The sequence below is a fragment of the Geodermatophilus sp. URMC 65 genome, assembly GCF_053502545.1.
This window is the reverse complement of record NZ_CP199954.1, coordinates 1,566,854-1,587,976: the sequence shown is the minus strand read 5'-3', so window position 1 is coordinate 1,587,976 and position 21,123 is coordinate 1,566,854. Positions and strand designations below refer to the sequence as shown.

Genomic DNA, 21,123 nt, shown 5'->3' with positions numbered 1-21,123 from the left:
CTCCGGACGGGGCCGCGGTGGGGGCAGGGGCAGGGGCCTCTGTCAGCCGTGGGGGGTGGTCGTGGGCCGGCGCAGCGCCTGCTGCACGGTCTCCAGGACGTCCGCCTCCGCCAGGCCGAGCCGGCGTGCCGCGGCGACCAGCCGGCCGGTGGCCTCGGCCAGCTCCGCTCCGTCCGCCGTCGCCGCCGCACTGACGACCGCCCCGCGTCCGCGGCGCAGCTCGATCAGTCCCTCGTCCCGCAGCAGCTGGTACCCGCGCAGCACCGTGTGCACGTTGACGTCGAGCGAGGCGGCGAGGTCGCGGGCCGCCGGCAGCCGGTCGCCGGGGCCGATCGCCCCCGTGGCGATGTTCCGGCGGACCGCCGCAGCCACCTGGTCGCCCAGCGGGACCTGAGAGGCCGGGTCGATCCCGATCAGCACACCCGGCTCCGCTCGGCGAGGGTGTTGACCAGGGCGGCGGCGATCGCGGCGTCGTCGACGGTGACGAGGAAGCGGGAACCGTCGGCGAGCCCCAGGTCGAGCGCCTCGCCGCCCCGGAGGACGACCGCCGTCCGCTCGCCGCGCATCCGCAGCCCCCAGCCGCCCATCTCCCGAGCCCGGACGTCGGACCGCCCGGCGCGGACCACGCGGGCCAGCGGAACGTGCACGCGGGGACGCGGGACGACGGTCGGGCGGACGCCCACGCCGGTGTGGTCGACGGTGACGCGGACGGAGGTCGTCGGGGCCAGCAGGACGGCGACCACCAGGGCCGGGACGCCGGCGCCGGGGGTGACGGTGGCGGACAGCACCACGCCCACACCGGCGAGCGCCACGGCGCCGACCAGCATCGGGCGGGCCACCACCACGCGGGTCCACACGGCGCGGCCGCCTGCCGGCAGCTCGATCCGGGGCGCGTCCGGCGGTGGCGGCCCCTGCGCCTCGGTCGGAGCCGGCACCCGTGCCAGCGCCCATCCCAGGAGGCTCCCCCCACCCAGTGCCAGGGCCACCACCGGGAGCAGCCACCCGGGTGCCGGCTCTCCCAGGACGCTGCCGCGGTCGAGGCTGGCGACGAGCAGGACCGCCGGGCCGGCGGCGAGCACGGCGGCTGACCCCACGGAGGCGGCCGCCAGCACCCGCAGCCCGGCCGGGTTCCGTCGCACGTTGCGTGCCAGCAGGCCCCACAGCAGGGCCAGGGCGGTGCCGATCGCGAGCGCTGTCGCGGCGAACGTCCCGGCCGCAGTGACGTCGTCGACCAGGCCACTCGGGCCCACGTGCGAGGCCATCCCAGCAGGCAGCCGGTCGCGCCAGGCCAGCGCAGCGAGAGCCACCGCCCCCGTCGCCAGTAGAGGCGACCCGACGGTGAAAGGGACGATGCGGCGCACGCTGACCTCCGAGATTGTTCTAGTTCAAGTAGAACAATCCTGGCAGAGCGTTGCGCGATCGGCAAGATCAGCTGACCGGTGAGCGTCCCGTTGCAGAGGGGGCAGGACGTGCCTGGGCCGACCGGTCCGCTGAGCAGGGACGGGGTCAGGCGGGACCGACCAACCCCGCGACGATCTCCGCCGACAGGGCGACCAGCGGGAGGCCGCCGCCGGGGTGCGCCGAGCCGCCGACGAGGAACAGCCCCGGCACGGGCGAGGCGTTGCCGGGGCGCAGGAACGCCGCGCGGGCGCCGTTGCTCGACGTCCCGTAGATCGAGCCGCCGACGCTGCGGGTGTCGCGCTCGAGGTCGGCCGGCGTCCGGATGACGCACCAGCGCACCCGGTCGCGGACGTCGAGCCCGCGGCGGGCCATCACCTCGAGCACCTGCTGCGCGTACCGGTCGGCGAGCCCCGGGGCGTCCCAGTCCACTCCGCCGACCGGGTCGTGCCGCGGCGCGTTGACCAGCACGAACCACGACTCGCTGTCGTCGTCGGGGCGGGTCGCCGGGTCTTCGGGCGCGCTCACGTACACGGTCGGGTCGGCGACCGGCTGCGGGGCGCCGCGGTGCCGCCCGACGCCGAAGACCGCGTCGAACTCGGCGTCGTAGTCGTCGGGGAACAGCACGGTGTGGTGCGCCAGCCCCGGCGTCCGCCCGCGCAGCGCCAGCAGCAGCACGAACCCCGAGAGGGACGGCGTGCTGCGGGCCAGGTCGCGGCGCACCCGCCGGGTCGGGCGGGAGACGGGCAGCAGGTCGGCGTACAGCGCCGCGGCGTCCGCACCGGAGACCACGACGTCGGCCCGCAGCACCTCACCGCCGGCCAGTCGCACACCGGCTGCGCGGCCGCCCTCGACCAGCACCCGCTCGACGGCGGTCCCGGTGCGCACGACGGCGCCCCGCTCGACCGCCCGCGCCGCCACCGCCTCGGCCAGCCGGCGCAGCCCGCCGCGCACGTACCAGGACCCGAACTGCTGCTCGACGTACGGCACGGTCGCCAGCACGGCCGGCGCGCGCCGCGGGTCGGAGCCGGAGTAGGTGGCGTAGCGGTCGAGCAGCGTGCGCAGCCGCGGATCGCGCAGGTACGCCGTCCCCAGGCCGCGCAGCGTGCGCCACGGTGCGACCGTCGCGACGTCGGAGCCGCTGCGGGCCAGGCGGGCCAGCGTGGCCGCCCCGGCCAGCGGGGAGCGCAGGAACGGCTGCTCGGTGACCCGCCACATCCGGCCGGCCCGGGCCATCAGCGCCGACCACTGGGCCCCGGCCCCGGTCCCCAGCGCGGCGTCCAGCGCGCCGGGGATCGTCGCGGCGTCGCCCGGCACGGACAGCGGTGTCCCGTCGGCGAAGCGGTAGGCGACGGCGGGGTCCAGGCGCACCAGGTCGACGGCGTCCTCGAGCGGGCCGCCGGTGGCCGCGAACAGGTCGCGGTAGAGCCGGGGGAGGGTCACCAGGCTCGGCCCGGTGTCGAAGCCGTGCCCGTCGCGGGCGTACCAGCCGAGCTTGCCGCCGACCTGCGGGGCCTGCTCCAGCACCGTCACCGCGTGGCCGAGGGCGGCCAGCCGGGCCGCGGCCGCCAGGGCGCCGAGGCCGGCGCCCACCACCGCCACCCGCGCCACGCCGCCACGGTACGGCGGGCCGGCCGCCGGCCCGGGGGCAACCCCCGTTCCCCCGCTCGGGGGACGGCCGTTTGCCGCAGAAGCGGGCCGGGGTAGGCGGCCGCCGTCCCGGTCAGCGCCACCGGAGGCGGAGGGGGAGGACGGGAGGGCGCGGGTGGGTACCCCGACGACACTCAGGCTCGCCGCAGTGGTCCTGGCGACGGCAGTCCTCAGTGGCTGCGCCGGTCTCGAGGAGGACGACGTCGCCCGGGTGGCCGGCGCCTTCGAGGACCCGGGCGCAGCCCCCGCTGACCGGTGCGCGCTGCTCGCGCCGTCGACGCTGGAGACCCTCGAGTCCGACGAGTCGGCCCCGTGCGCCGACGTCATCGGCCAGCTCCCGCTGCCCGGTGGCGCGGTCGAGGCCGTGGAGGTCTGGGGCAGCGACGCGCAGGTCCGGCTCAGCGGCGACACGGTGTTCCTGACCGACACCCCGGCCGGCTGGCGGGTGACCGCCGCGGCCTGCCAGCCGCGCGGCGAGCTGCCCTACGACTGCGAGGTGGACGGGCCGTGAAGGGCGTCCGCGGGGTCTTCCTCGGCTATCTGGCGGTCATCCTGCTCGGGATCGCCTACGTCGTGGCGCTGGGGCTGATGGGCCGATGACCGCTCCCCGCCACCGCTTCCTCCGCGCCAACGCGCTGACCCTGGCGTTCGGCGGGCTCTTCCTCGTCACCCTCGTCGGCCAGGCGATCGCCGGGACGGCCGACCACAACGCACGGCAGCTGGCCAACGGCCTGCCCACCGTGTCCTTCCTCGACTACGTCACCTCGTCATCCTTCGGCGTCGACGTCATGGAGAACTGGCAGTCGGAGTACCTGCAGTTCTTCCTCTACGTCTTCGCCACCGTCTGGCTGGTCCAGCGGGGCTCCTCGGAGTCCAAGGAGCCGGGCCAGGAGGGCACGGAGTCCGACCGCGAGCAGCAGGTCGGGCCGCACGCCGACGAGAGCTCTCCCGCGTGGGCGCGCACCGGCGGGTGGCGGACGGCGGTCTTCTCCCGCTCGCTCGGCCTGCTCATGGCCGTGCTGTTCCTGCTCACCTGGGCAGCGAGCTCGGTGGCCGGCTGGGCCGCCTACAACTCCGAGCAGCTGGGCCAGCGGCAGGACCCGGTCAGCTGGGCCGGCTACCTCGGCGAGGCCGACTTCTGGAACCGGTCCTTCCAGAACTGGCAGTCCGAGATGCTGGCCGTCGGCTCGATGGCGATCTTCGCCGTCTACCTGCGCCAGCGTGGCTCACCGGAGTCCAAGCCGGTGGGCGCCGCGCACGCCGACACCGGCCAGACCGGGTGAGGACCTCCCTGCGCCGCGAGGTCTGCACGCTCGTGGGCATCAGCGGTGCGGGACGGCGAGGGCGAGGACGGCGAGGTCGTCGGCCTCGTAGCGGGAGTGGCGCAGCCGCTCCTCGACCGCGGCCGTGATCGCCTCGACGGTCGCCTCCGCGTCCCCGCAGCCCGCGGCCAGCACCCGGCGCAGCCCGTCCTCGCCGAACTGGGCGCCGGTGTCGTCACGGGCCTCGGTGACCCCGTCGGTGTAGAGCACCAGCGTCGACCCCGGCGGCAGCTCCACCTCGACCACCGGGACGTCGAGGTCCGGGGTGATGCCCAGCGGCCGGCCGGGCACGCCGATCTCCCGCGGGCCGTCGGGGCAGGCGAGCACCGGCAGCGGGTGCCCGGCCACGCCGACGGTCGCGCACACGCCGTCCGGGCCGGGGGAGAGCACCAGGCAGCAGGCGGTGACGAAGCGCAGCGGGCCGTCGGTCCGGGCGCGCAGCAGCGCCGCGTTCACCGCGCGCAGCACCTCGGCCGGGCCGGCGGTCGTCTCGGCCGCCGGGCTGGCCGCCGCCCGGGCGGTGTGCCGCGTCAGCGCGGTGACCGCCGCGGCCTCGGCGCCGGTGCCGCAGACGTCGGCGATGAGCACCATCCAGCGGCCGTCCGGCAGCGGCGTGACGTCGTAGGTGTCCCCGCCGACCAGCCCGGCGCCGCCGCCCGGCCGGTAGCGCGCGGCCAGGTCGACGCCGCGGATGGCCGGCAGGTGCGAGGGCAGCAGGCTGCGCTGCAGCGTGTCGGCCAGCTGCCGGACCTCGGACTCGGCGCGCAGCCGGCCGAGGAACTGGCCGATCTGGCGACCGGCGTGGGCCAGCACGTCGAGCAGCTCGGCCGGCACCGGCCGCAGCTCGCGGGAGAACAGCTCGCACACCGCGAGCAGCTCCTCGCCGCGCACCACGGGGAAGGCGACGCCGGTGCGCAGCCCGTCGGCGCGCGCGGCCGCGAGACGGGTGAGGCGGGGCTGGGCCCACAGGTCCTCGACGACGACGGGCTCGCGACGGGTCCAGACCAGTCCGGGCAGCACCTCGCCGCGGCCGATCCGGTGGGCGTGGGAGGCCGCGTGCAGCGCCGGTGCCTCCGAGCCGGGGGCGGTCCAGGTGCCGACGTGGCTCAGCGACCGGCTGGCGCCGTCGGGCTCCCACAGGGTGGCGGCGTCCCAGTCCAGCTCGGTGCACAGGGTCGGCAGCAGGTCGCGGAAGGCGACGTCGGCGTCGGGCGCCTCGGTCAGCGCGGCGGTGACCCGCAGCGTCGCCGCCAGGTAGCGGCTGACCATCAGCTGGCGCTCCAGCAGGACCGTGGTGCTCGCGTCGCGGAGGACGGCGACCACCCCTGCCGCCTCCGGCCCGGCGCCCTCCGGCGGGGGCACCATCGCGAGCGTGACGTCGACGGTGACCTCGTGGCCGTCGGCGTGCATCGCCGGCAGCTGGGTGGTGCGTCCGGCCAGCTCGCCCTGCCCGGTGGCCAGGAAGCGGGTGTAGTCGGTGCCGTGGCCGCGGCGGAAGCGCTGGGGCATGAGGACCTCCAGCGGCCGGCCCAGGACGGCGCTGGGCTCGTAGCCCAGCAGCACCCGGACGTGCGGGTTGACGTAGGTGATCCGGCCCGCGGCGTCGGCGACGACCACGGTGTCCGGCAGCGCGGTCAGCAGGGACGGCGCCGCCACCGCGGCCTCGTGGTCGAGCGCCATCCCCTCACCTCCAACCCGGGGTTGCCTCCCAGGGTCGCACACGTTGCGTCAGCAACCCAGCACGGCGTGTCGACACATCGACACGAGCCGTTGCGCTAGAACGCGTAACGGATGCGCAGCCACGGCGCGTGCGCCGCGACGAGCTCCTGCACCCGGGTCACGCCGGCGCGCTTGACGTCGTTGCGGTAGCGCACGTTCCAGCTGCCGTTCTGGCTGCGCTTGGGCTGCTGCAGGTCCGGCCGCCAGAGCAGCTCCTCGGCCTTGGGGTGCCAGCCGAGGTTGACCTGGTGCAGGTCCCGGTTGTGGGTGAGCAGGATGACCTCGGCGGCGGCCTGCGCCTTGGCCGCGGTGGAGAGCTCGTCGTCCAGCCGGCGCAGCAGCTGCGCCCAGTCGGCCTCCCAGCCCTCGCGGAGCACCACGGGGGAGAGGTTGAGGTGCACCTCGTAGCCGGCCTCGACGAAGTCGTCCACCGCGGCGATCCGCTCGGCGACCCGGCTGGTGCGGATGTCGAGCACCCTGGCGTCGTCCTCGGGCATCACCGAGAAGCGGATGCGGGTGCGGCCGCGCGGGTCGAGCTCGAGCAGCTGCCGGTTGACGTACTTGGTGGCGAAGGAGGCCTTCGCCGTCGGCAGCTCGGCGAAGGTCGCCACCAGGTCGGCGACGTTGTCGCTGACCAGCGCGTCGACCGAGCAGTCGCTGTTCTCGCCGAGGTCGTAGACCCAGGCCTCCGGGTCGCACTGGTCGGGCTCGGTCTTGGGACCCTGCCGGGCGACGTGCCGGCGCAGGTAGCCGGTGATCTGCTCGATGTTGGTGAAGACGGTGATCGGGTTGGCGTAGCCCTTCTGCCGCGGCACGTAGCAGTAGGCGCAGGCCATGGCGCAGCCGTTGGCCGTCGAGGGGGCGATCCAGTTCGCCGAGCGGCCGTTGGGCCGGGCGGTCAGCGACTTCTTGACGCCGAGCACCAGCGTCTCGGACTTCACGCGCACCCAGCGCTCGACGTTGCCCTCGTTGCCGTGCAGCTCGGGGATCTTCCAGTGCGAGGGGACCTCGACGACCTCGGCACCGGGGAAGCGGGCCAGGACCTGCTGTCCGCGGGGCGCGGCCAGGGCGGCGGGCTCGGCGTAGACCTGGCGCACCTGCAGCAGGCGGGACAGGTCGGGAGAGGCGGGGGCGGACGCGGGGGACGACGCGGCGGGGTGGGCGGGGGACGAGGAGGTGGCGGGGCTTCCCACGCCGGGTACAGCGCCGGGTGCCTGCGGGGTGTTCCTGCTGGTCGGCGCGTCGTGCCGGGTCTCAGCAGCCGTCGGACGGCGACGGGAGCGCGCCCGGGACGGGCCACAGCCGTGCGGGCACCGTGCCGACGAGGGTGGACACCGGCACCGGGCCGAACGCGCGGGAGTCCACCGATCCGTCGCGGTTGTCGCTGAGCAGGAACAGCTCGCCCTCGGGCACGGTCACCGGGCCGAACCAGACACCGTCGAGCCGGGCGGGGTCGATCGCCGGCTCGCAGACCACCGTCCCGTCGACGACCAGCACGCCGTCCTCGATGGCCACCTCGTCACCGCCCAGCGCGACCGCCCGCTTGACCAGCATCCCGTCGCCGAGCGGGTCGGTCACGGCGACGACGTCGCCGCGCTGCACCGGCCCCTGCCCGTGCCGCACGAGCAGCAGGTCACCGGGCGAGACGGTCGGCGTCATGCTGTCGGAGTCGACGTGCATCGGCTGCAGCGGCAGCAGGCCGGAGGTCGCGGCCACGAGCAGCAGCGCCGCCCCGGCGGCGAGCCAGAGGACGGCGCCGCGCAGCCGCCGCCACGGCCGACCGCCGGAGCCGGCTCCGGCGGTCGGCCCGGGGGCCGCCCCGGCACGGGGAGCCCGGTGCCGGGGGGAGCCGCCGCGGTCCCTGGTGCGGGGGTCACCGGGGACCGCGACGGCAGTTCGGGGGGCGGTCCTCACCCGAGGACGCCGGTGAGCCACAGCGCCCATGCGGCCCCGCCCAGGACCAGCAGCCCGTTGAGCGCCCGGCCCCGCCAGGATGCCGGCAGCAGGGCGGCCAGCGCGGCCACGGTGAGCAGCTCGGCGGCGACCACGGCCGTGCCGACCGCCTCGGGGCCGTGCCCGCCGGTGGACCCGGGGAGCCCGTCCATCGCCACCGGCCCGGAGGCGCCCAGCGGCATGCCCTGCGCGAACTCGACGCCGGTCACGGGGTCGACCGCCGTGGTCACCCGGCCGGGGACGTCGTGCTCGTGCCCGCCGGTGAACGTGTCGTGCACCGCGAAGGCATCGAGCAGCCCGGTCGTGTGCGCGACGACGTAGAGGGCCAGCAGACCGACCGTGCCGAGCAGCGCCGTCGCCACCAGCGGCCGGCCCGCGCCGGTACCGGCCCACGCGCCGAGGACCAGCCAGGCGGCCGACCCCGCCTGGGCCAGCGCGGTGAGCAGGAAGAAGCCGACCGCCAACGAGCCCGCCGAGAGGTGGTCGACCGCGGCGGCCACGTGCAGCCCCCCGGCCGTGGCCAGGCCGAGCGCCGCGGCCAGCTGCCACCAGGCGGTGCGGCGACGGGACCGCAGCACCCCCCGGGTGGCTGCCGGCGCCGGGGCGACGGCGGTCACCGCGACCGCCGGCGGGTCGGGGTGGCCGTCGCCGTGGTCGGCGCCGGAGCCGTGGTCGTGGTGGTGGCGCCACGACGGGCGGGAGCCGACGTCGTGGGCGCTGCCGGCGGGGCGGACGTCGTCGGTGCGGCCGGGGCCGGGGCCGGGGCCGGCGCCGTCGTGGTGACGGTGCCGACCTGCGTCGTCCCGCCCGTCGTGCCGGTGTCGGTCGCCGGGGCCGGCGGCGTCGTCTCGGCCGCCTGCTCGGCCGCCTCCTCCGCCGCCTCCTCCGCCGCCTTTGCCTGCTCCTCGAGGGCCTTCTCGTACGCCTTGAGGACCTCGTCCGGGTCGGCGGACTCGAAGTCGTCGGGCGTGCCACGGGTCGGGGGGCAGGTGTTGATCGAGTCGCAGTCGATGTCGTGGTGACCCACCTGGTACTGGGTCATCATGTCGTGGTCCTCGTGCGAGAGGTTGTGGCAGTGGATCATGTACCGCCCCTCCTCGTGCTCGAAGTGCAGGAGGAGGCGGACGATCTCGCCCTCGCCGACGTAGACGACGTCCTTGGGGCCCAGCTCCTCCGGCCGCGGCGGGCGGCCGTTGCGGCTGAGGACCTGGAAGTCGACCAGGTGCACGTGCAGCGGGTGGAACCAGCCGCCGGAGGAGTTCTCGACCTCCCAGATCTCGGTGCTGCGCGGCTCGACCTTGGCGAAGACGTGCTCGTACTTCGTCTTCACCACGTCGTCCCAGGTCTCGCCGTTGATCACCCACAGGCCGTTGCTGCGCTCCAGCCGCATCCGGCGGGTGGCCTTCGACGAGGCCGGGTCCAGCGTCATCACCGGGTGCGGGGTGCCGAGCGTGCTCGGCACGGTGTTGCCGTCGGTGCTCGTGACCGTCGTGCCGACCTCGAACTGCATCACCTTGCCGGTGTGGTCGTAGTCCCGGGCGTTCTTGACCCCGCCGTTGAGCAGCTGGACCCTCGTGCCCTTCAGGTCGGCGAAGTCGATGACGATCTCGTAGCGCTCGGCCATGCCGATCGTCAGCGTGGTGACCGTCTGCGGCCGGTGCATGAACCCGCCGTCGGTGGCGATGACCTGGAACGGCTTGCCGTTGCTCAGCCTGAGCGTGTAGCCGCGGGCCAGTGAGCCGTTGAGCACCCGGAACCGGTACTTGCGCGGCTCGACCTTCATCGTCGGCCACGGCACCCCGTTGACCAGGATGACGTCCCCGTAGAGGCCGGACTCCCCGTCGTCGTCCCACATCAGCTGGCCGTTGCCGGCGAACATGACGTCGCTGATGATCAGCGGGAACTCGTACTGCGGCCGGCCCAGCCGGGCCTTGTCCCGGTCGTACCGGGGGATGCCGAGGTCGCGCTCGAGCTGCTCGTCGACCAGGTGGTACTGGGCGGCCAGGCCCATGTACACGTTCTGGGCCGTGTGGTGCACGCCGTGGTCGTGGTACCAGAGCGTCCGCGGCGAGCAGTTGTTCGGGTACATGTAGTTCTTCCACTCACCCGGGTCGGTGAGGTCGCCGGCGTAGCCGTCGAACTGCGGCTTGGACGGCGAGCCGTGCAGGTGGGTGGAGGTCCAGGGGACGTAGCCCATGGTCGGGTGCTTGGCCGGCAGGTTGTTGATCTGCTGCATGACCACCCGGCGGCTCTGGCCGGTGTTCACGTAGCTGTCCTGGTAGACGCGGATGGTGGGCCCCGGGACCAGCCCGTTGTAGCCCCACATCGTCGTCTTGACGCCCTTGATGAACTCGACCTGGGTCGGCTTCTGCTCGATCTTGTAGTAGTCGGTGCCGGTGTAGGCGGCGCCGACGATCGGGGCGCCGGTGCCCGGGACGGCGCCGTAGCTGTTGCCGGGCTTGTCGTCGGAGCGGTACGGCGCCAGCACCGGCGGGGCGGTGAAGGCGGCGACGTAGGGCCGGGGCATCCTCTTGGCGTCGAGCTCCGAGGCGCTCTTGGCCGACAGCACAGCCTGGTACGGCAGGGCCATGGCCGCGGTCCCGGCCAGCGACACCTTGAGGACGTCGCGGCGATTCAGGCTGGGCGTGTCCATCGGGGGTGCTCCTCACTCACCTGCGGTGATCGTTGGAGGAACACTCCCGTGTCCGCCGCCCCTGTCACAGCCGGATCGAGGGGGGCGGGGGGCTCCCGCAATTGGGGGGTCTGCGCAGGTCAGCGGCTCGTGGCGTCACTGTGCGTGGTGCAGTGGCACCACAGCGGTCAGCATCGCGCCGCCACCGGGCCGGTCACCCAGCGTGACGATGCCATCGAGGTCGACCACCCGGTCCCGGAGCAGCGTCAACCCCAGGTGGCCCTCGGCGCGCTTGTCGGTGGACGCCGGGAAGCCGACGCCGTCGTCGGCGATCTCCAGGCGCACCGCGAGTGCCCCGCGCAGCTCCGTCTCCTCGAGGGTGATCCAGGTGCGCTTGGCCTGGGCGTGGTGGGCGACGTTGGCCAGCGCCTCCTTGGCCGTGCGGTAGAGCACCGCGGTCACGTCCGGCGCGGTCTCCGGCAGCGGGGCGGCGTCCATGAGCACCTCGATGCCGGCGGCGCGCAGCGGCTCGGCGGCGTCGGCGATCGCCACGGCCAGACCCGGCCCGCTGAGGTCGGGTGGGTAGATGTCGACCATCAGCCGACGCAGCGACTGGACGGCGTGCCGGATCGCGCCCACGAGCTTGTCGACGGTGGGCTGCCGCTCCTCCGGGACGCTGTTGCGCAGGGCCGAGAGGGCGTAGCTGACCCCGGCGAGGTCCTGCACCGGCCCGTCGTGCACGTCGGCGGCGATGGCCCGCCGCTCGCGGTCGGAGGCCTCGACGTTGCGCTGCACCAGCGCGGTGCGCTCGGCCTCCTGGCGCCGCACGCGGCGGGCCAACGACGCCGCGATGGGCACCTGCACGAGCTGCAGGACGACGAGGGCGCCGATGGCCATCGGGATGATCTGACCGCGCAGCCGCGCCGCCTGCCGGTCGATGCCGTCGTAGGCGAAGTACGCCTCGAAGACCAGCTGCTCACCGGCGACGGTCAGCGGCGTGTAGACCTCCAGCAGCGTCTGCGGACCGTCGCCGGGCGTGGTCTCCGGCTCCTCGTCCACCTCGGCGACGGTCTCGCCCCCGACCGCGGCCAGCAGGCCGTCCGAGGGCGGGATGACCCGGCCCTGCTGCCCGGTCTCGCTGGAGTACACGATCTCGCCGGTCGCCCGCCAGACGACCATCCGGGTCACCGACCCGTCGCTCATCCGGTTCCGCACGTCCCGGTCGAGCTCCTCCCACCGCCCGGGGACCCCGGCCAGCGCCTCGGCGAGGACGGGGGCCACCAGCAGCTCGGCCAGCCGCTCGGCGATGCCCTCGGCCTCCTCGAGCGCGTTGTCCCGCGCGATCCGCTCGCTCAGCCAGACCGTGCCCGCCGAGACGGCGAGCAGGACGAACAGCGCGACCGCGCAGAACGCGGCCAGCTCACGGCCCCAGGCGGTGCGGCGACGGGCGGGAGTGGGTCCCGGAGTGGGGGAGGAGCCGAGCTCAGCGCTCATCCGCGGCGCCGAGGAGCCCCAGCTGCTGGGCCTTGACGACCGCCTCCAGCTGGGAACGGACACCGAGCTTGGCGTGCAGCGACTTCACGTAGCCGCGGCAGGTCTCCAGCGTGATGCCGAGGACCCGGGCGATGGCCTTGACCTGCATCCCGCGGCCGAGGCAGTCGAGGACCTCCTGCTCGCGCCGGGTCAGCTGCGGCACGATGCCCCGGCTCCCGGCCGAGGGGGTGCGGGGCGCGCCACCGGCGAAGGTGGACGGCGCGACGAGCATCTGCCCTGGCTGCACCCGGGAGAGGACGTCGATCATCTCGGCCAGCGAGCCGTCCTTCGGGATGAACGCCGAGGCGCCGGCCTGCGCGGCCCGGACGACCCAGTCGGGGTCGCGGTGGGCGGTCACCACGGCGACGACGGCGTCCGGCGCGACCTCGCGGATCCGGCGGGTGGCGGCCAGCCCGTCCTGGCGGGGCATCTCGATGTCCATGACCACGATGTCGGGCTGCAGTTCCTGCGCCATGGCGACCGCCTGCGCCGCCGAGTGCGCGGTGCCGACCGCGTCCATCCCGGCGGAGGCCAGGGCTCCCGAGAGGAGCTCGGCGAAGGTGCGGTGGTCGTCGACCACCAGGACCCGCGCCAGGTCGGTCGACCGCTCCAGATGGGCAAGCGTCATCAGAAACCCCCGTGATGTCCCCGTGCCCCGGCCCGCCGCTGCGGGGGAGCAGGATCATGGGACCCGACATCTGCTCACCTGACCAGGGGCGTTACACCCCTGAAGGGCGAGAGGTCCCCAGTGGGACCGGTCACTACCAGCGAGTCACCACCCTGCGTGATCGTACCGATGCTTTCCCTCACGGGCCCGTTCCCCCGGACGGGTGAGGGGGCACTGCTCCCGGGTGCGGAGGGTCAGTAGCCGGCGGCCGCGGCGCTCCAGACGGTGCCCCCGGCGGCGACCGTGCGCACGTGGCCGGGCAGCGCGCCGGGGTCCTCGCCCTTGAGCAGGTAACCCACGACGCCGATCTCGCGGGCCTCCCGCACCAGGGCCGGGGTGAGCGACCCGGTGAGGACGACGACCCGCGACTCCGGGCGCTCGTCGAGCAGCTCGCGGGCCGCCTGCAGGCCGGTGACCCGCGGCATGGCCAGGTCCAGGAGGATGACGTCGGGCCGGGTGCGCCGGGCGGCGTCGAGCACCTGCGCACCGTCCTCGCACTCGGCGACCACGGTGAGGTCACCGCTGGCGCTGAACAGCTCGACCAGGGAGTCGCGGACGAACGCGTGGTCGTCCGCGAGCAGCACCGTGATCACGCGTCGCCTCCCCCTCCGCGCCGTCGCGGTCGTGTCCTGGCGACCGGTCGGCCGTCGTGGTGCCGCCCCGCGGCACCGGGCCAGTGTGCCGACCGGTCACCGGACGGGGACAGCCCGACCCCGGGGGGAGCCGACCCCCAACCGAGGGGGCCGACCGGAACCGGGCCGTGACCCAGCGTGAGCCCGCCGGTCAGTCGTGGGAGGCCGGGGGACGACCGTTCGGCTGCTCGAGGCCGGCGGGGTCCACCCGGCCGGCGAGGACGTCGCTGGCCAGGTCGTCGACCGTGCGGCCGGCGGCCCGGGCCGTGGAGCGCAGCACGTCCAGGGCCGCCGGCGCGCTCAGCCGCCGGGCCATCGCGACGCGGCCGATGGCGGTCCAGACCCGCCCGCGGTCCCGTGCCGCCGGACCGTGCAGCCACGCCGGGCCCCCGCGCGGTGACCACGGTGCCCAGACGGCGGCGTCACCGAGCGCCGCGCAGGTCAGGTCGCCCACGGCCATGGCCTCGAAGACGTCGAGCTCGGGGACGGTGCTCTCGTCGGTGAAGAACAGGTCCATGGCGCCCGGACCGGCCAGTGTCTCGCCGATCGGGAGGGCGACCACCGCCCGGTAGGGCGTGTGCCGGGCCAGCAGCCGCGCGAACGCCGGCCAGCGGCGCTGCAGGTCGGCGAACGCCGCGAACACCGGCTCCTGGTGCTGCTGGGCGGTCTCGCAGGGGCCGTCGCCGGCGGTGAACTGCAGCCGCTCGGCGAGGTCGGCGGTCGGCGAGCTGGCCCCGAGGGGGGCCCGGCCCCCCTCGCCGGCGGTCACGCTCAGCCCCACGGCGTCCACACCGAGCGTCCGGGCGCAGGCGCGCGACAGCTGCACCGGGAGCAGCTCGGGAACGGCGAGATCGGGCTCGCGGACCTCCTCCAGCGCGACGCGGAAGCGCTCGGCGATCGATGACACGAACAGGATCATCCGCCACGCCGGGGCAACGGGGGGTGCTGGGGTGTGTCCCGGACCGGATCAGTGCGCCGGCTGCTCCGACCGGTAGGTGTAGGCCGCCTCGCGCACCGCGTCGTCGGACTCCAGCCCCGCACCGAGGGCGCCGCCCACCGTCGCCAGCGAGCAGGTCAGCCAGGCCAGCTCCAGGTAGTCCGACAAGTGGACGGGGTGTCCCAGGCCCTCGGCGAACAGCGGAGCGACCACGAGCAGCAGCGCGCCGGCGAGGGCGAGCGCGAACAGCACGGCGTAGAGGGTCAGCACGCCGATGACGACGGTGGCGGTGGTCGCCACGTTGAACAACAGCACCTGCTTGGGCACCCGGTGCGAGCGTGGTCGCTCCCACAGCTCCGCCCCGACGACGAGGGTGACCACGACGGCGACCACCGAGCCGATGGCGATCAGCGTCAGCCGCGGCCAGCCGGAGTTGTCGGCCAGCGCCCAGATTTCGCGGGTGATGAGGGCGAAGACGCCGGCCGCGATCGCCGCGGTGAGCGCGCGGGACAGCCGGACGGCCAGCCGCCACGGCCGGTTGGCCCGCACCATGCCGAGCAGCAGCCGCAGGTTGCCGGTGAGCACGCGGGCGGTGAAGGCCACCCCGGCGCTGCCGTCAGCCGGGTCGGTGGCCAGCTCGCGCAGCCGACGTCCCATCGCGGCGCGGTCGTCGGCGTCGCCGTCCTCGCTGGTGCCCATCAGCGTGCGCACCAGCCCGAGCGCGGTCTGCAGTGCCCGTCTGCGCAGCCCGACCGCGCCCAGCGCCGGCAGTGAGAGCAGCGCTACGCCGTGCACCGGGCTGGCCGAGCCGACCACCGGCCGCCGGTCGACCTCCAACGGGACGTCGGTGAGCGCGAGGGCGAGGTCCCAGTCCTCGGCGAGCAGCCGCCGGCGGGTGGCCGCGACGATCTCGTCGTCGTCGGCGGGGGGCTGCACCAGCCCGTCCTCGACGGCCCGGACCTCCCAGCGCACCTGCGGGTGCTCTGCGGCCAGCTCGCCGCCGAGCTCCTCGACCAGCCAGTCGGCCAGCTCGGCGGGGGCCCCGGGGGCGGCCACCAGCCCGACCTGGACGACGGGCGCGACGGCCTGCGACAACGGTTCCCCCTCCCGACGCGTCCCCCGTGGCGCGTCGGCGCCCGATCAGCCCGGGATGCCCGTGGCCCCCTGCAGGGGCCCGTCACGAGCTTGCGAGTGGCGGGGGCAGGGGGTCCTTCCTCACCTCCGGGCCGCGATCACTGCGCTGTAGACGTCCACGGTCTGCTTGGCGATCGCCGGCCAGCCGAACTCGGTCAGCACCCTCTCCCGGCCGGCCTGGCCCATGCGGGTGGCCCGTTCCGGGTCGTGCAGCAGCTCGGTGACGCGCGCGGCGAGGCCCGCCTCGAAGGCGGGGACGTCGTCGGGGTCGTAGGGGACCAGCAGGCCGGTCACCCCGTCGGCGACCACCTCGGGGATGCCGCCCACGGCGCTGGCGACGACCGCGGTGCCGCACGCCGCCGCCTCCAGGTTCACGATGCCCAGCGGCTCGTACACCGAGGGGACGACGAACACCGTCGCGCCGGTGATCAGCGGCACCAGCTGCTCGCGCGGCAGCATCGCCTCGATCCACACCACGCCGTCCCGTCGGGACTGCAGCTCGGCCACCGCGTCGGCGACCTGCTGCCGCTCGGCCGGCGTGTCGGCGGCGCCGGCGCACAGCACCAGCCCGGCGTCGTCGGGCAGCTGCTCGGCCGCCCGCAGCAGGTGGACGACGCCCTTCTGGCGGGTGATCCGGCCGACGAACAGCGCGTAGGGGCGGTCGGGGTCCACGCCGAGCGAGCGGACGACGTCGGGGTCGGGCACCGGCCGGTAGGCCTGGGCGTCCACCCCGTTGCCCACGACGTGCACGCGGGCCGGGTCGAGGTCGGGGTAGGCGTCGAGCACGTCGTCGCGCATGCCGTTGCTGACCGCGATGACCCCGTCGGCGGCGAGGTAGGCCGTGCGCTCCACCCAGGAGGAGAGCCGGTAGCCCCCGCCGAGCTGGTCGGCCTTCCACGGCCGGCGCGGCTCGAGCGAGTGCGCCGTCACCACGTGCGGGGTGCCGTGCACCAGCGAGGCGAACAGACCCGCGCCGTTGGCGTACCAGGTGTGGCTGTGCACCAGGTCGACGCCGGCCAGCGCCCCGGCGATCTCCACGTCCACCCCGAGCGCCTGAAGTGCGCCGTTGGCGCCCTGCAGGCCGGTGGGGACCTCGTGGCCGGTCGCGTCCGCCCGTGGTCCGCCGAAGCAGTGGACGTCGAGATCGGGTCCGTCGGGCAGCGCGCGGAGCGCCGCCGCGAGGTGCTCCACGTGTACTCCTGCGCCGCCGTAGACGTCCGGCGGCCACTCCCGGGTCACCATGCCGATGCGCACGCCGGTCACCCTAGGGGTGATTGGCGCGCACCGCGGTGGAGCGCCCGCGGCTGACAGCGGATACGTTGCGACCCATGCGTGGCGGTCCTCGGGTTCTCGGCATCGTCCTGGCCGGCGGTGAGGGCAAGCGGTTGGCCCCCCTGACGCAGGACCGGGCCAAACCGGCAGTGCCCTTCGGCGGTAACTACCGGCTCATCGACTTCGTCCTGTCCAACCTGGTCAACGCCGAGATCCGGCAGATCGCGGTGCTCACCCAGTACAAGAGCCACAGCCTCGACCGGCACATCACCACGACGTGGCGGCTCTCGCAGATGCTGGGCAACTACATCACCCCGGTGCCGGCACAGCAGCGCCTCGGCCCGCGCTGGTACACCGGCAGCGCCGACGCGATCTTCCAGAGCCTCAACCTGATCTACGACGCGCGGCCGGACATCGTCGTCGTCTTCGGTGCCGACCACGTGTACCGGATGGACCCGGGCCAGATGATCGACCAGCACCTGCGCACCGGTGCGGGCGTCACCATCGCCGGCCTGCGGGTGCCCCGCCACGAGGCCACCGAGTTCGGCGTCATCGACGCCGACGGCGAGGGCCGGGTGCGCGGCTTCCTGGAGAAGCCGGCCGACCCGCCCGGGCTGCCGGACTCGCCCGAGGAGAGCTTCGCCTCCATGGGCAACTACGTGTTCACCACCGATGCCCTGCTCGAGGCGCTCCGCAAGGACGCCGAGGACGAGCACTCGGTCCACGACATGGGCGGCTCGATCATGCCCATGTTCTCCGACGCCGGAGACGCCTGGGTCTACGACTTCTCCACCAACATCGTCCCCGGCGCCACCGAGCGCGACCACGGCTACTGGCGCGACGTGGGGACGATCGACGCCTACTTCGACGCCCACATGGACCTGGTCTCGGTCACCCCGGTCTTCAACCTCTACAACGACCGCTGGCCGATCCTCACCCTGCCGCCGCAGCAGCCGCCGGCGAAGTTCGTGCTCGGCGGACGGGCCGAGGAGTCGATGGTCAGCGCCGGTGCGATCATCGGCGGCGGCTCGGTGCACAACTCCGTGGTCTCGCCCGGGGTGCGCGTCGAGCGGGGCGCGCGGGTCGAGGACAGCGTGCTCATGGACGGCGTGTACGTCGGAGAGGGCGCCTACGTGCGGCGGGCGATCCTCGACAAGAACGTCGTCGTCCCGGACTGGACCCGCATCGGCGTCGACCTCGCCGCCGACCGCGAGCGCTACCACGTCAGCTCCGGCGGCGTGACGGTCCTCGGCAAGGGTGCCCGCGCCCAGCGCTGAACGGCCCCGTCCCGAGGCTCGCCCCGAGCCTGCGAGGGTGAGGAGGACGGGGTCCTTCCTCCGCTGATCGTCACGCTGCTCCTGGCCCCGGCGGCGCAGGAGCGGTTCGACCGGCTCCGCGCGGCGCACTTCCCCGCCGGGCGCAACCACCTCGCCGCGCACGTCACGCTGTTCCACGCGCTGCCCGGCGAGCAGGTCGACGCGGTGTCGGCCGACCTCGCCGACGCGGTGCGCCGGCCCGCCTTCGACGTCGCCGTCACCGGTCTGCGGCTGCTCGGCCGCGGCGTGGCCTACACGCTCGAGGCCCCGGAGCTGACCGCGCTGCGCGCCGGGCTGGCGGCCGCCTGGGACCCGTGGCTCACCCCGCAGGACCGGCAGCGGCACGCACCGCACGTGACGGTGCAGAACAAGGTGGAGCCGGCGGTCGCCCGCGCCCTGCGGGACCGGCTGGCCGCGGAGTTCGTGCCCCACCGGGTCGGCGCGCGCGGCCTGGGCCTGTGGCGCTACCTCGGCGGGCCGTGGGCGCCGGTCGCGGAGTACCCGTTCTGCTGAGAGAGGACACCGTCCTCCTCGGGAAGGACCCCGCTCTCCTCACCCCTCGCACGCTCGGGGCGAGCCTCTGAGCGCGGGGCCGCCTGGGCTCGGCGCGAGCCTCGGGACGGGGCCGTCAGCGGCGGCGGGTGGCGGCGAGCAGGCCCGCCCCGATCGGTAGGACGGCGGAGGTCAGGTCGTCGTGCTCGCGGACGGCGCGGGCGACGTCCCGCCAGGCCGTCGTCTGGTCGTCCCGTGCGCGCGGGTCCGCGATCCGGTCGCCGTCCAGGAGCCCGTGGCACACCACCGTCCCGCCGACCCGGACCAGCTCGACCAGCGCGCCCAGGTGCGCGGCGTACTGGGTGGGCGCCCCGGTGCAGACGACCATGTCGTAGGCGCCCGGCGAGAGGCGGGGGAGGACCTCCCCGGTCGTGCCGAAGATCATCCGGGTGCGGCCGGGCGGGTGGCCGGCGTCGGCGAACGCCCGGCGGGTGGCGCGCAGCGACTCGGCGTCGCCGTCGAGCACGGTCAGCACGCCGTCGGGCCGCATGCCCTCCAGCAGCCACAGCCCGGCGACGCCGCCGCCGCTGCCGATCGACACCACGGTGCGGGCCGCGGCCCCGGCGGCGAGGACGGCGAGGGTGGCGCCCACCGCGGGCGTCACGGGCGGCGCGCCGGCCAGCCCCGCCGCGCGGGTCCGGGCCGACACCAGTGCGGGGGTCTCGGCGGCGAAGCGGTCGGCGTAGGCCACGCCGTCCCGCCCGGGCGCCTCGGTGCTCACCGCTCGGCTCCGGGCTGGTCCCGCTCCCCGCTCGACGCCGTCGGTCGCCGGTGCGCCGGCCTCCGGGCAGCTCGCTGCGATGCTCGCTCGCCCGTCGTCCTCGGAGCGCTCATCACCGGCCGAGGGTAGTGGCCGAGGGGGTCGCCGCCCCGCTGCCGGCGCAGCTGTGAGCTCCCTGTGAACGGGAACACCGCCCGGAGCCCGGCCCGTTGGACCTGTCGTGCGCCCTGAGAGAGCCGCCCCCGCCCGACCCACCGACGTCGGGGGGTCGACGACGGCTCCGGTCTGCGATCCTGGGACCGTGTCCGACGTTGCCGACCCCGCCCCCGCCGCGACCGACGTGTGGGTCGCACCGAGCTGGGAGCAGGTCGTCCGCGACCACTCCGCCCGCGTGTACCGGCTGGCCTACCGGCTCTCGGGCAACCCGCAGGACGCCGAGGACCTGACCCAGGAGACCTTCGTCCGGGTCTTCCGCTCGCTCGCCGACTTCTCGCCGGGCACCTTCGAGGGCTGGCTGCACCGCATCACCACCAACCTCTTCCTCGACATGGTGCGGCGCCGGCAGCGGATCCGGTTCGACGCCCTGCCCGAGGACACCGAGCGACTGCCCGGGACGGCGCCCAGCCCCGAGCAGGTCTACTCCGACACCCACCTCGACCCGCAGGTGCAGGCGGCGCTCGACGCGCTCTCCCCGGAGTTCCGCGTCGCCGTCGTCCTCTGCGACATCGAGGGACTGACCTACGAGGAGATCGCGGCGACCCTGGGCATCAAGCTCGGCACGGTGCGCAGCCGCATCCACCGCGGCCGCGTCCAGCTGCGCGAGGCGCTCGCGCACCTGGCCCCGCGCCGGCCGGTGAGCAGCCAGGACGCCGTCGCGGAGGGGAGCGCGGGGTGAACATCCCGGAGAGCCACCTGGCCCAGGAGGCCGTCGCCGCTCTCGTCGACGGCGAGCTGGGCGGCGGTCCGGCCGCCCGGGCGGCCCGCCACCTGGCCGGCTGCGCCCAGTGCCGGATGGCGGTGCAGGCGCAGCGGGAGGCCAAGGAGGCGCTGCACGCCTCGTCCGACGTCGCCGTCCCCGGCGACCTGCTGTCCCGGCTGTGCGCCATCCCCTTCACCGCCGACGTGCCGGGCACCGGTGGGGGGCTCGGCGCGATGAGCGCCGACCCCGGCCAGCTCACCGTCAGCGGCGCCACCGGCTCGTGGTCGGTGCCGCTGGCCCCGGCCCCGGCCGCCAGCGACCGGCCCGGGCACGCCCGCTGGCTGCGCCGCGGCTTCGTCGGCGTGCTGGGCGTCCTCGGCGTCGGGGTGACCGCCCTCGCGCTGAACCTGCCGACCGACAGCTCCGACGGTGCCCACACGCCACCGGACTCGGTGGCCCGCGGCTCGTTCGAGGAGCGCACCGAGATCGTCCCGCCGGTTGTCCGCGCCACGACCGTCGGCACCGGCGGCGTCGCACCCACCACGGCCCCGGGCGGGACGCCCTGACCAGCCGCGCCGGCACCCCGTCCGGGGAGGACCCGCTGAGCCCCGACGTCCCCCGCACGCCCGACGGGGACGGCCGCCCCGAGCCGACCGCGCCCGACGAGGCCTTCGCCCGGCCGCGGGACGGCGTCGGCGGCTTCGACCCGCCGTCCCGCCCGCAGCCCGCGCCGGCGCGGACCCCTGCGCCCACCCCCGCCCAGCAG

Annotated in this window: 21 protein-coding genes; 6 read left to right on the top strand and 15 right to left on the bottom strand. The window is 75.2% G+C overall.

What is annotated here, in order from left to right; translation table 11 throughout:
- Positions 1-42 precede the first annotated feature (42 nt).
- From ACWIX7_RS07670 to ACWIX7_RS07660, 3 genes are all read right to left on the bottom strand, one after another.
- The gene (locus tag ACWIX7_RS07670; protein ID WP_448620956.1) at positions 43-420 is read right to left on the bottom strand and encodes a GntR family transcriptional regulator; all 378 of its coding nucleotides are present in this window, start codon (positions 418-420) and stop codon (positions 43-45) included.
- Positions 414-1,361 carry a hypothetical protein gene (locus tag ACWIX7_RS07665; protein WP_448620955.1) on the bottom strand — a complete coding sequence of 316 codons (948 nt, stop codon included), beginning with the start codon at positions 1,359-1,361 and terminating at the stop codon, positions 414-416. The genes ACWIX7_RS07670 and ACWIX7_RS07665 overlap by 7 nt, the downstream gene beginning before the upstream one ends.
- A 145-nt stretch (positions 1,362-1,506) precedes the next feature.
- Positions 1,507-3,009, bottom strand: a complete 1,503-nt coding sequence (locus ACWIX7_RS07660) for a phytoene desaturase family protein (RefSeq protein ID WP_448620954.1) — start codon at positions 3,007-3,009, stop codon at positions 1,507-1,509.
- 187 nt (positions 3,010-3,196) lie between these two features.
- Between ACWIX7_RS07660 and ACWIX7_RS07655 the strand changes: the two genes are divergently transcribed.
- A complete protein-coding gene (locus ACWIX7_RS07655; protein WP_448620953.1) occupies positions 3,197-3,559 on the top strand; it encodes a hypothetical protein in 363 nt (120 codons plus the stop codon).
- Positions 3,560-3,644: 85 nt separating this feature from the next.
- Positions 3,645-4,331, top strand: coding sequence for a DUF6766 family protein (locus tag ACWIX7_RS07650; RefSeq protein WP_448620952.1), 687 nt, complete (start codon positions 3,645-3,647; stop codon positions 4,329-4,331).
- 39 nt (positions 4,332-4,370) lie between these two features.
- Here ACWIX7_RS07650 and ACWIX7_RS07645 read toward each other — a convergent pair whose 3' ends face one another.
- The 11 genes from ACWIX7_RS07645 to glgA form a co-directional block, all read right to left on the bottom strand.
- Positions 4,371-6,050, bottom strand: coding sequence for a SpoIIE family protein phosphatase (locus ACWIX7_RS07645; protein ID WP_448620951.1), 1,680 nt, complete (start codon positions 6,048-6,050; stop codon positions 4,371-4,373).
- A 95-nt stretch (positions 6,051-6,145) separates the two neighbouring features.
- Positions 6,146-7,282 (bottom strand): spore photoproduct lyase family protein, encoded by a 1,137-nt coding sequence (locus tag ACWIX7_RS07640; RefSeq protein WP_448620950.1) that lies wholly within the window; start codon positions 7,280-7,282, stop codon positions 6,146-6,148.
- Between the two features lie 61 nt (positions 7,283-7,343).
- Complete coding sequence (gene lepB, locus ACWIX7_RS07635; protein WP_448620949.1) at positions 7,344-8,003, bottom strand: signal peptidase I; 660 nt, start codon at positions 8,001-8,003, stop codon at positions 7,344-7,346.
- A complete protein-coding gene (locus ACWIX7_RS07630; RefSeq protein ID WP_448620948.1) occupies positions 8,000-8,659 on the bottom strand; it encodes a hypothetical protein in 660 nt (219 codons plus the stop codon). Before ACWIX7_RS07630 ends, lepB begins: the two co-directional genes overlap by 4 nt.
- Entirely contained in the window at positions 8,656-10,695 is a 2,040-nt protein-coding gene (locus tag ACWIX7_RS07625; protein ID WP_448620947.1) for a multicopper oxidase domain-containing protein, read from the bottom strand. The genes ACWIX7_RS07630 and ACWIX7_RS07625 overlap by 4 nt, the downstream gene beginning before the upstream one ends.
- A gap of 135 nt (positions 10,696-10,830) precedes the next feature.
- Positions 10,831-12,168 (bottom strand): sensor histidine kinase, encoded by a 1,338-nt coding sequence (locus ACWIX7_RS07620; RefSeq protein ID WP_448620946.1) that lies wholly within the window; start codon positions 12,166-12,168, stop codon positions 10,831-10,833.
- Entirely contained in the window at positions 12,158-12,835 is a 678-nt protein-coding gene (locus ACWIX7_RS07615; protein WP_448620945.1) for a response regulator, read from the bottom strand. Before ACWIX7_RS07615 ends, ACWIX7_RS07620 begins: the two co-directional genes overlap by 11 nt.
- 233 nt (positions 12,836-13,068) lie before the next feature.
- Positions 13,069-13,467, bottom strand: coding sequence for a response regulator (locus tag ACWIX7_RS07610; protein ID WP_448620944.1), 399 nt, complete (start codon positions 13,465-13,467; stop codon positions 13,069-13,071).
- Between the two features lie 190 nt (positions 13,468-13,657).
- The gene (locus ACWIX7_RS07605; protein WP_448620943.1) at positions 13,658-14,413 is read right to left on the bottom strand and encodes an ANTAR domain-containing protein; all 756 of its coding nucleotides are present in this window, start codon (positions 14,411-14,413) and stop codon (positions 13,658-13,660) included.
- 60 nt (positions 14,414-14,473) lie between these two features.
- A complete protein-coding gene (locus tag ACWIX7_RS07600; RefSeq protein WP_448620942.1) occupies positions 14,474-15,538 on the bottom strand; it encodes a hypothetical protein in 1,065 nt (354 codons plus the stop codon).
- Between the two features lie 120 nt (positions 15,539-15,658).
- Positions 15,659-16,831, bottom strand: coding sequence for a glycogen synthase (glgA, locus tag ACWIX7_RS07595; RefSeq protein WP_448620941.1), 1,173 nt, complete (start codon positions 16,829-16,831; stop codon positions 15,659-15,661).
- A gap of 74 nt (positions 16,832-16,905) precedes the next feature.
- Here glgA and glgC point away from each other — a divergent pair, with 74 nt between their 5' ends.
- Complete coding sequence (glgC, locus tag ACWIX7_RS07590; RefSeq protein WP_448620940.1) at positions 16,906-18,126, top strand: glucose-1-phosphate adenylyltransferase; 1,221 nt, start codon at positions 16,906-16,908, stop codon at positions 18,124-18,126.
- A 63-nt stretch (positions 18,127-18,189) separates the two neighbouring features.
- Positions 18,190-18,678, top strand: a complete 489-nt coding sequence (locus ACWIX7_RS07585; protein WP_448622139.1) for a 2'-5' RNA ligase family protein — start codon at positions 18,190-18,192, stop codon at positions 18,676-18,678.
- A gap of 115 nt (positions 18,679-18,793) precedes the next feature.
- Here the strand turns inward: ACWIX7_RS07585 and ACWIX7_RS07580 are convergent, their stop codons facing one another.
- The gene (locus ACWIX7_RS07580; protein WP_448620939.1) at positions 18,794-19,438 is read right to left on the bottom strand and encodes an O-methyltransferase; all 645 of its coding nucleotides are present in this window, start codon (positions 19,436-19,438) and stop codon (positions 18,794-18,796) included.
- 301 nt (positions 19,439-19,739) lie between these two features.
- Here ACWIX7_RS07580 and sigE point away from each other — a divergent pair, with 301 nt between their 5' ends.
- Together sigE and ACWIX7_RS07570 are read left to right on the top strand one after the other, a co-directional pair.
- Positions 19,740-20,333, top strand: a complete 594-nt coding sequence (gene sigE, locus ACWIX7_RS07575) for an RNA polymerase sigma factor SigE (RefSeq protein ID WP_448620938.1) — start codon at positions 19,740-19,742, stop codon at positions 20,331-20,333.
- Positions 20,330-20,923, top strand: a complete 594-nt coding sequence (locus tag ACWIX7_RS07570) for an anti-sigma factor family protein (protein ID WP_448620937.1) — start codon at positions 20,330-20,332, stop codon at positions 20,921-20,923. The genes sigE and ACWIX7_RS07570 overlap by 4 nt, the downstream gene beginning before the upstream one ends.
- The last annotated feature ends 200 nt before the right edge of the window (positions 20,924-21,123 follow it).

Coding starts and splice junctions, on each gene's coding strand:
- ACWIX7_RS07620 (WP_448620946.1), bottom strand. CDS start 12,168: ATGAGCGCTGAGCTCGGCTCCTCCCCCACTCCGGGACCCACTCCCGCC.
- ACWIX7_RS07615 (WP_448620945.1), bottom strand. CDS start 12,835: ATGACGCTTGCCCATCTGGAGCGGTCGACCGACCTGGCGCGGGTCCTG.
- ACWIX7_RS07650 (WP_448620952.1), top strand. CDS start 3,645: ATGACCGCTCCCCGCCACCGCTTCCTCCGCGCCAACGCGCTGACCCTG.
- ACWIX7_RS07625 (WP_448620947.1), bottom strand. CDS start 10,695: ATGGACACGCCCAGCCTGAATCGCCGCGACGTCCTCAAGGTGTCGCTG.
- ACWIX7_RS07645 (WP_448620951.1), bottom strand. CDS start 6,050: ATGGCGCTCGACCACGAGGCCGCGGTGGCGGCGCCGTCCCTGCTGACC.
- glgC (WP_448620940.1), top strand. CDS start 16,906: ATGCGTGGCGGTCCTCGGGTTCTCGGCATCGTCCTGGCCGGCGGTGAG.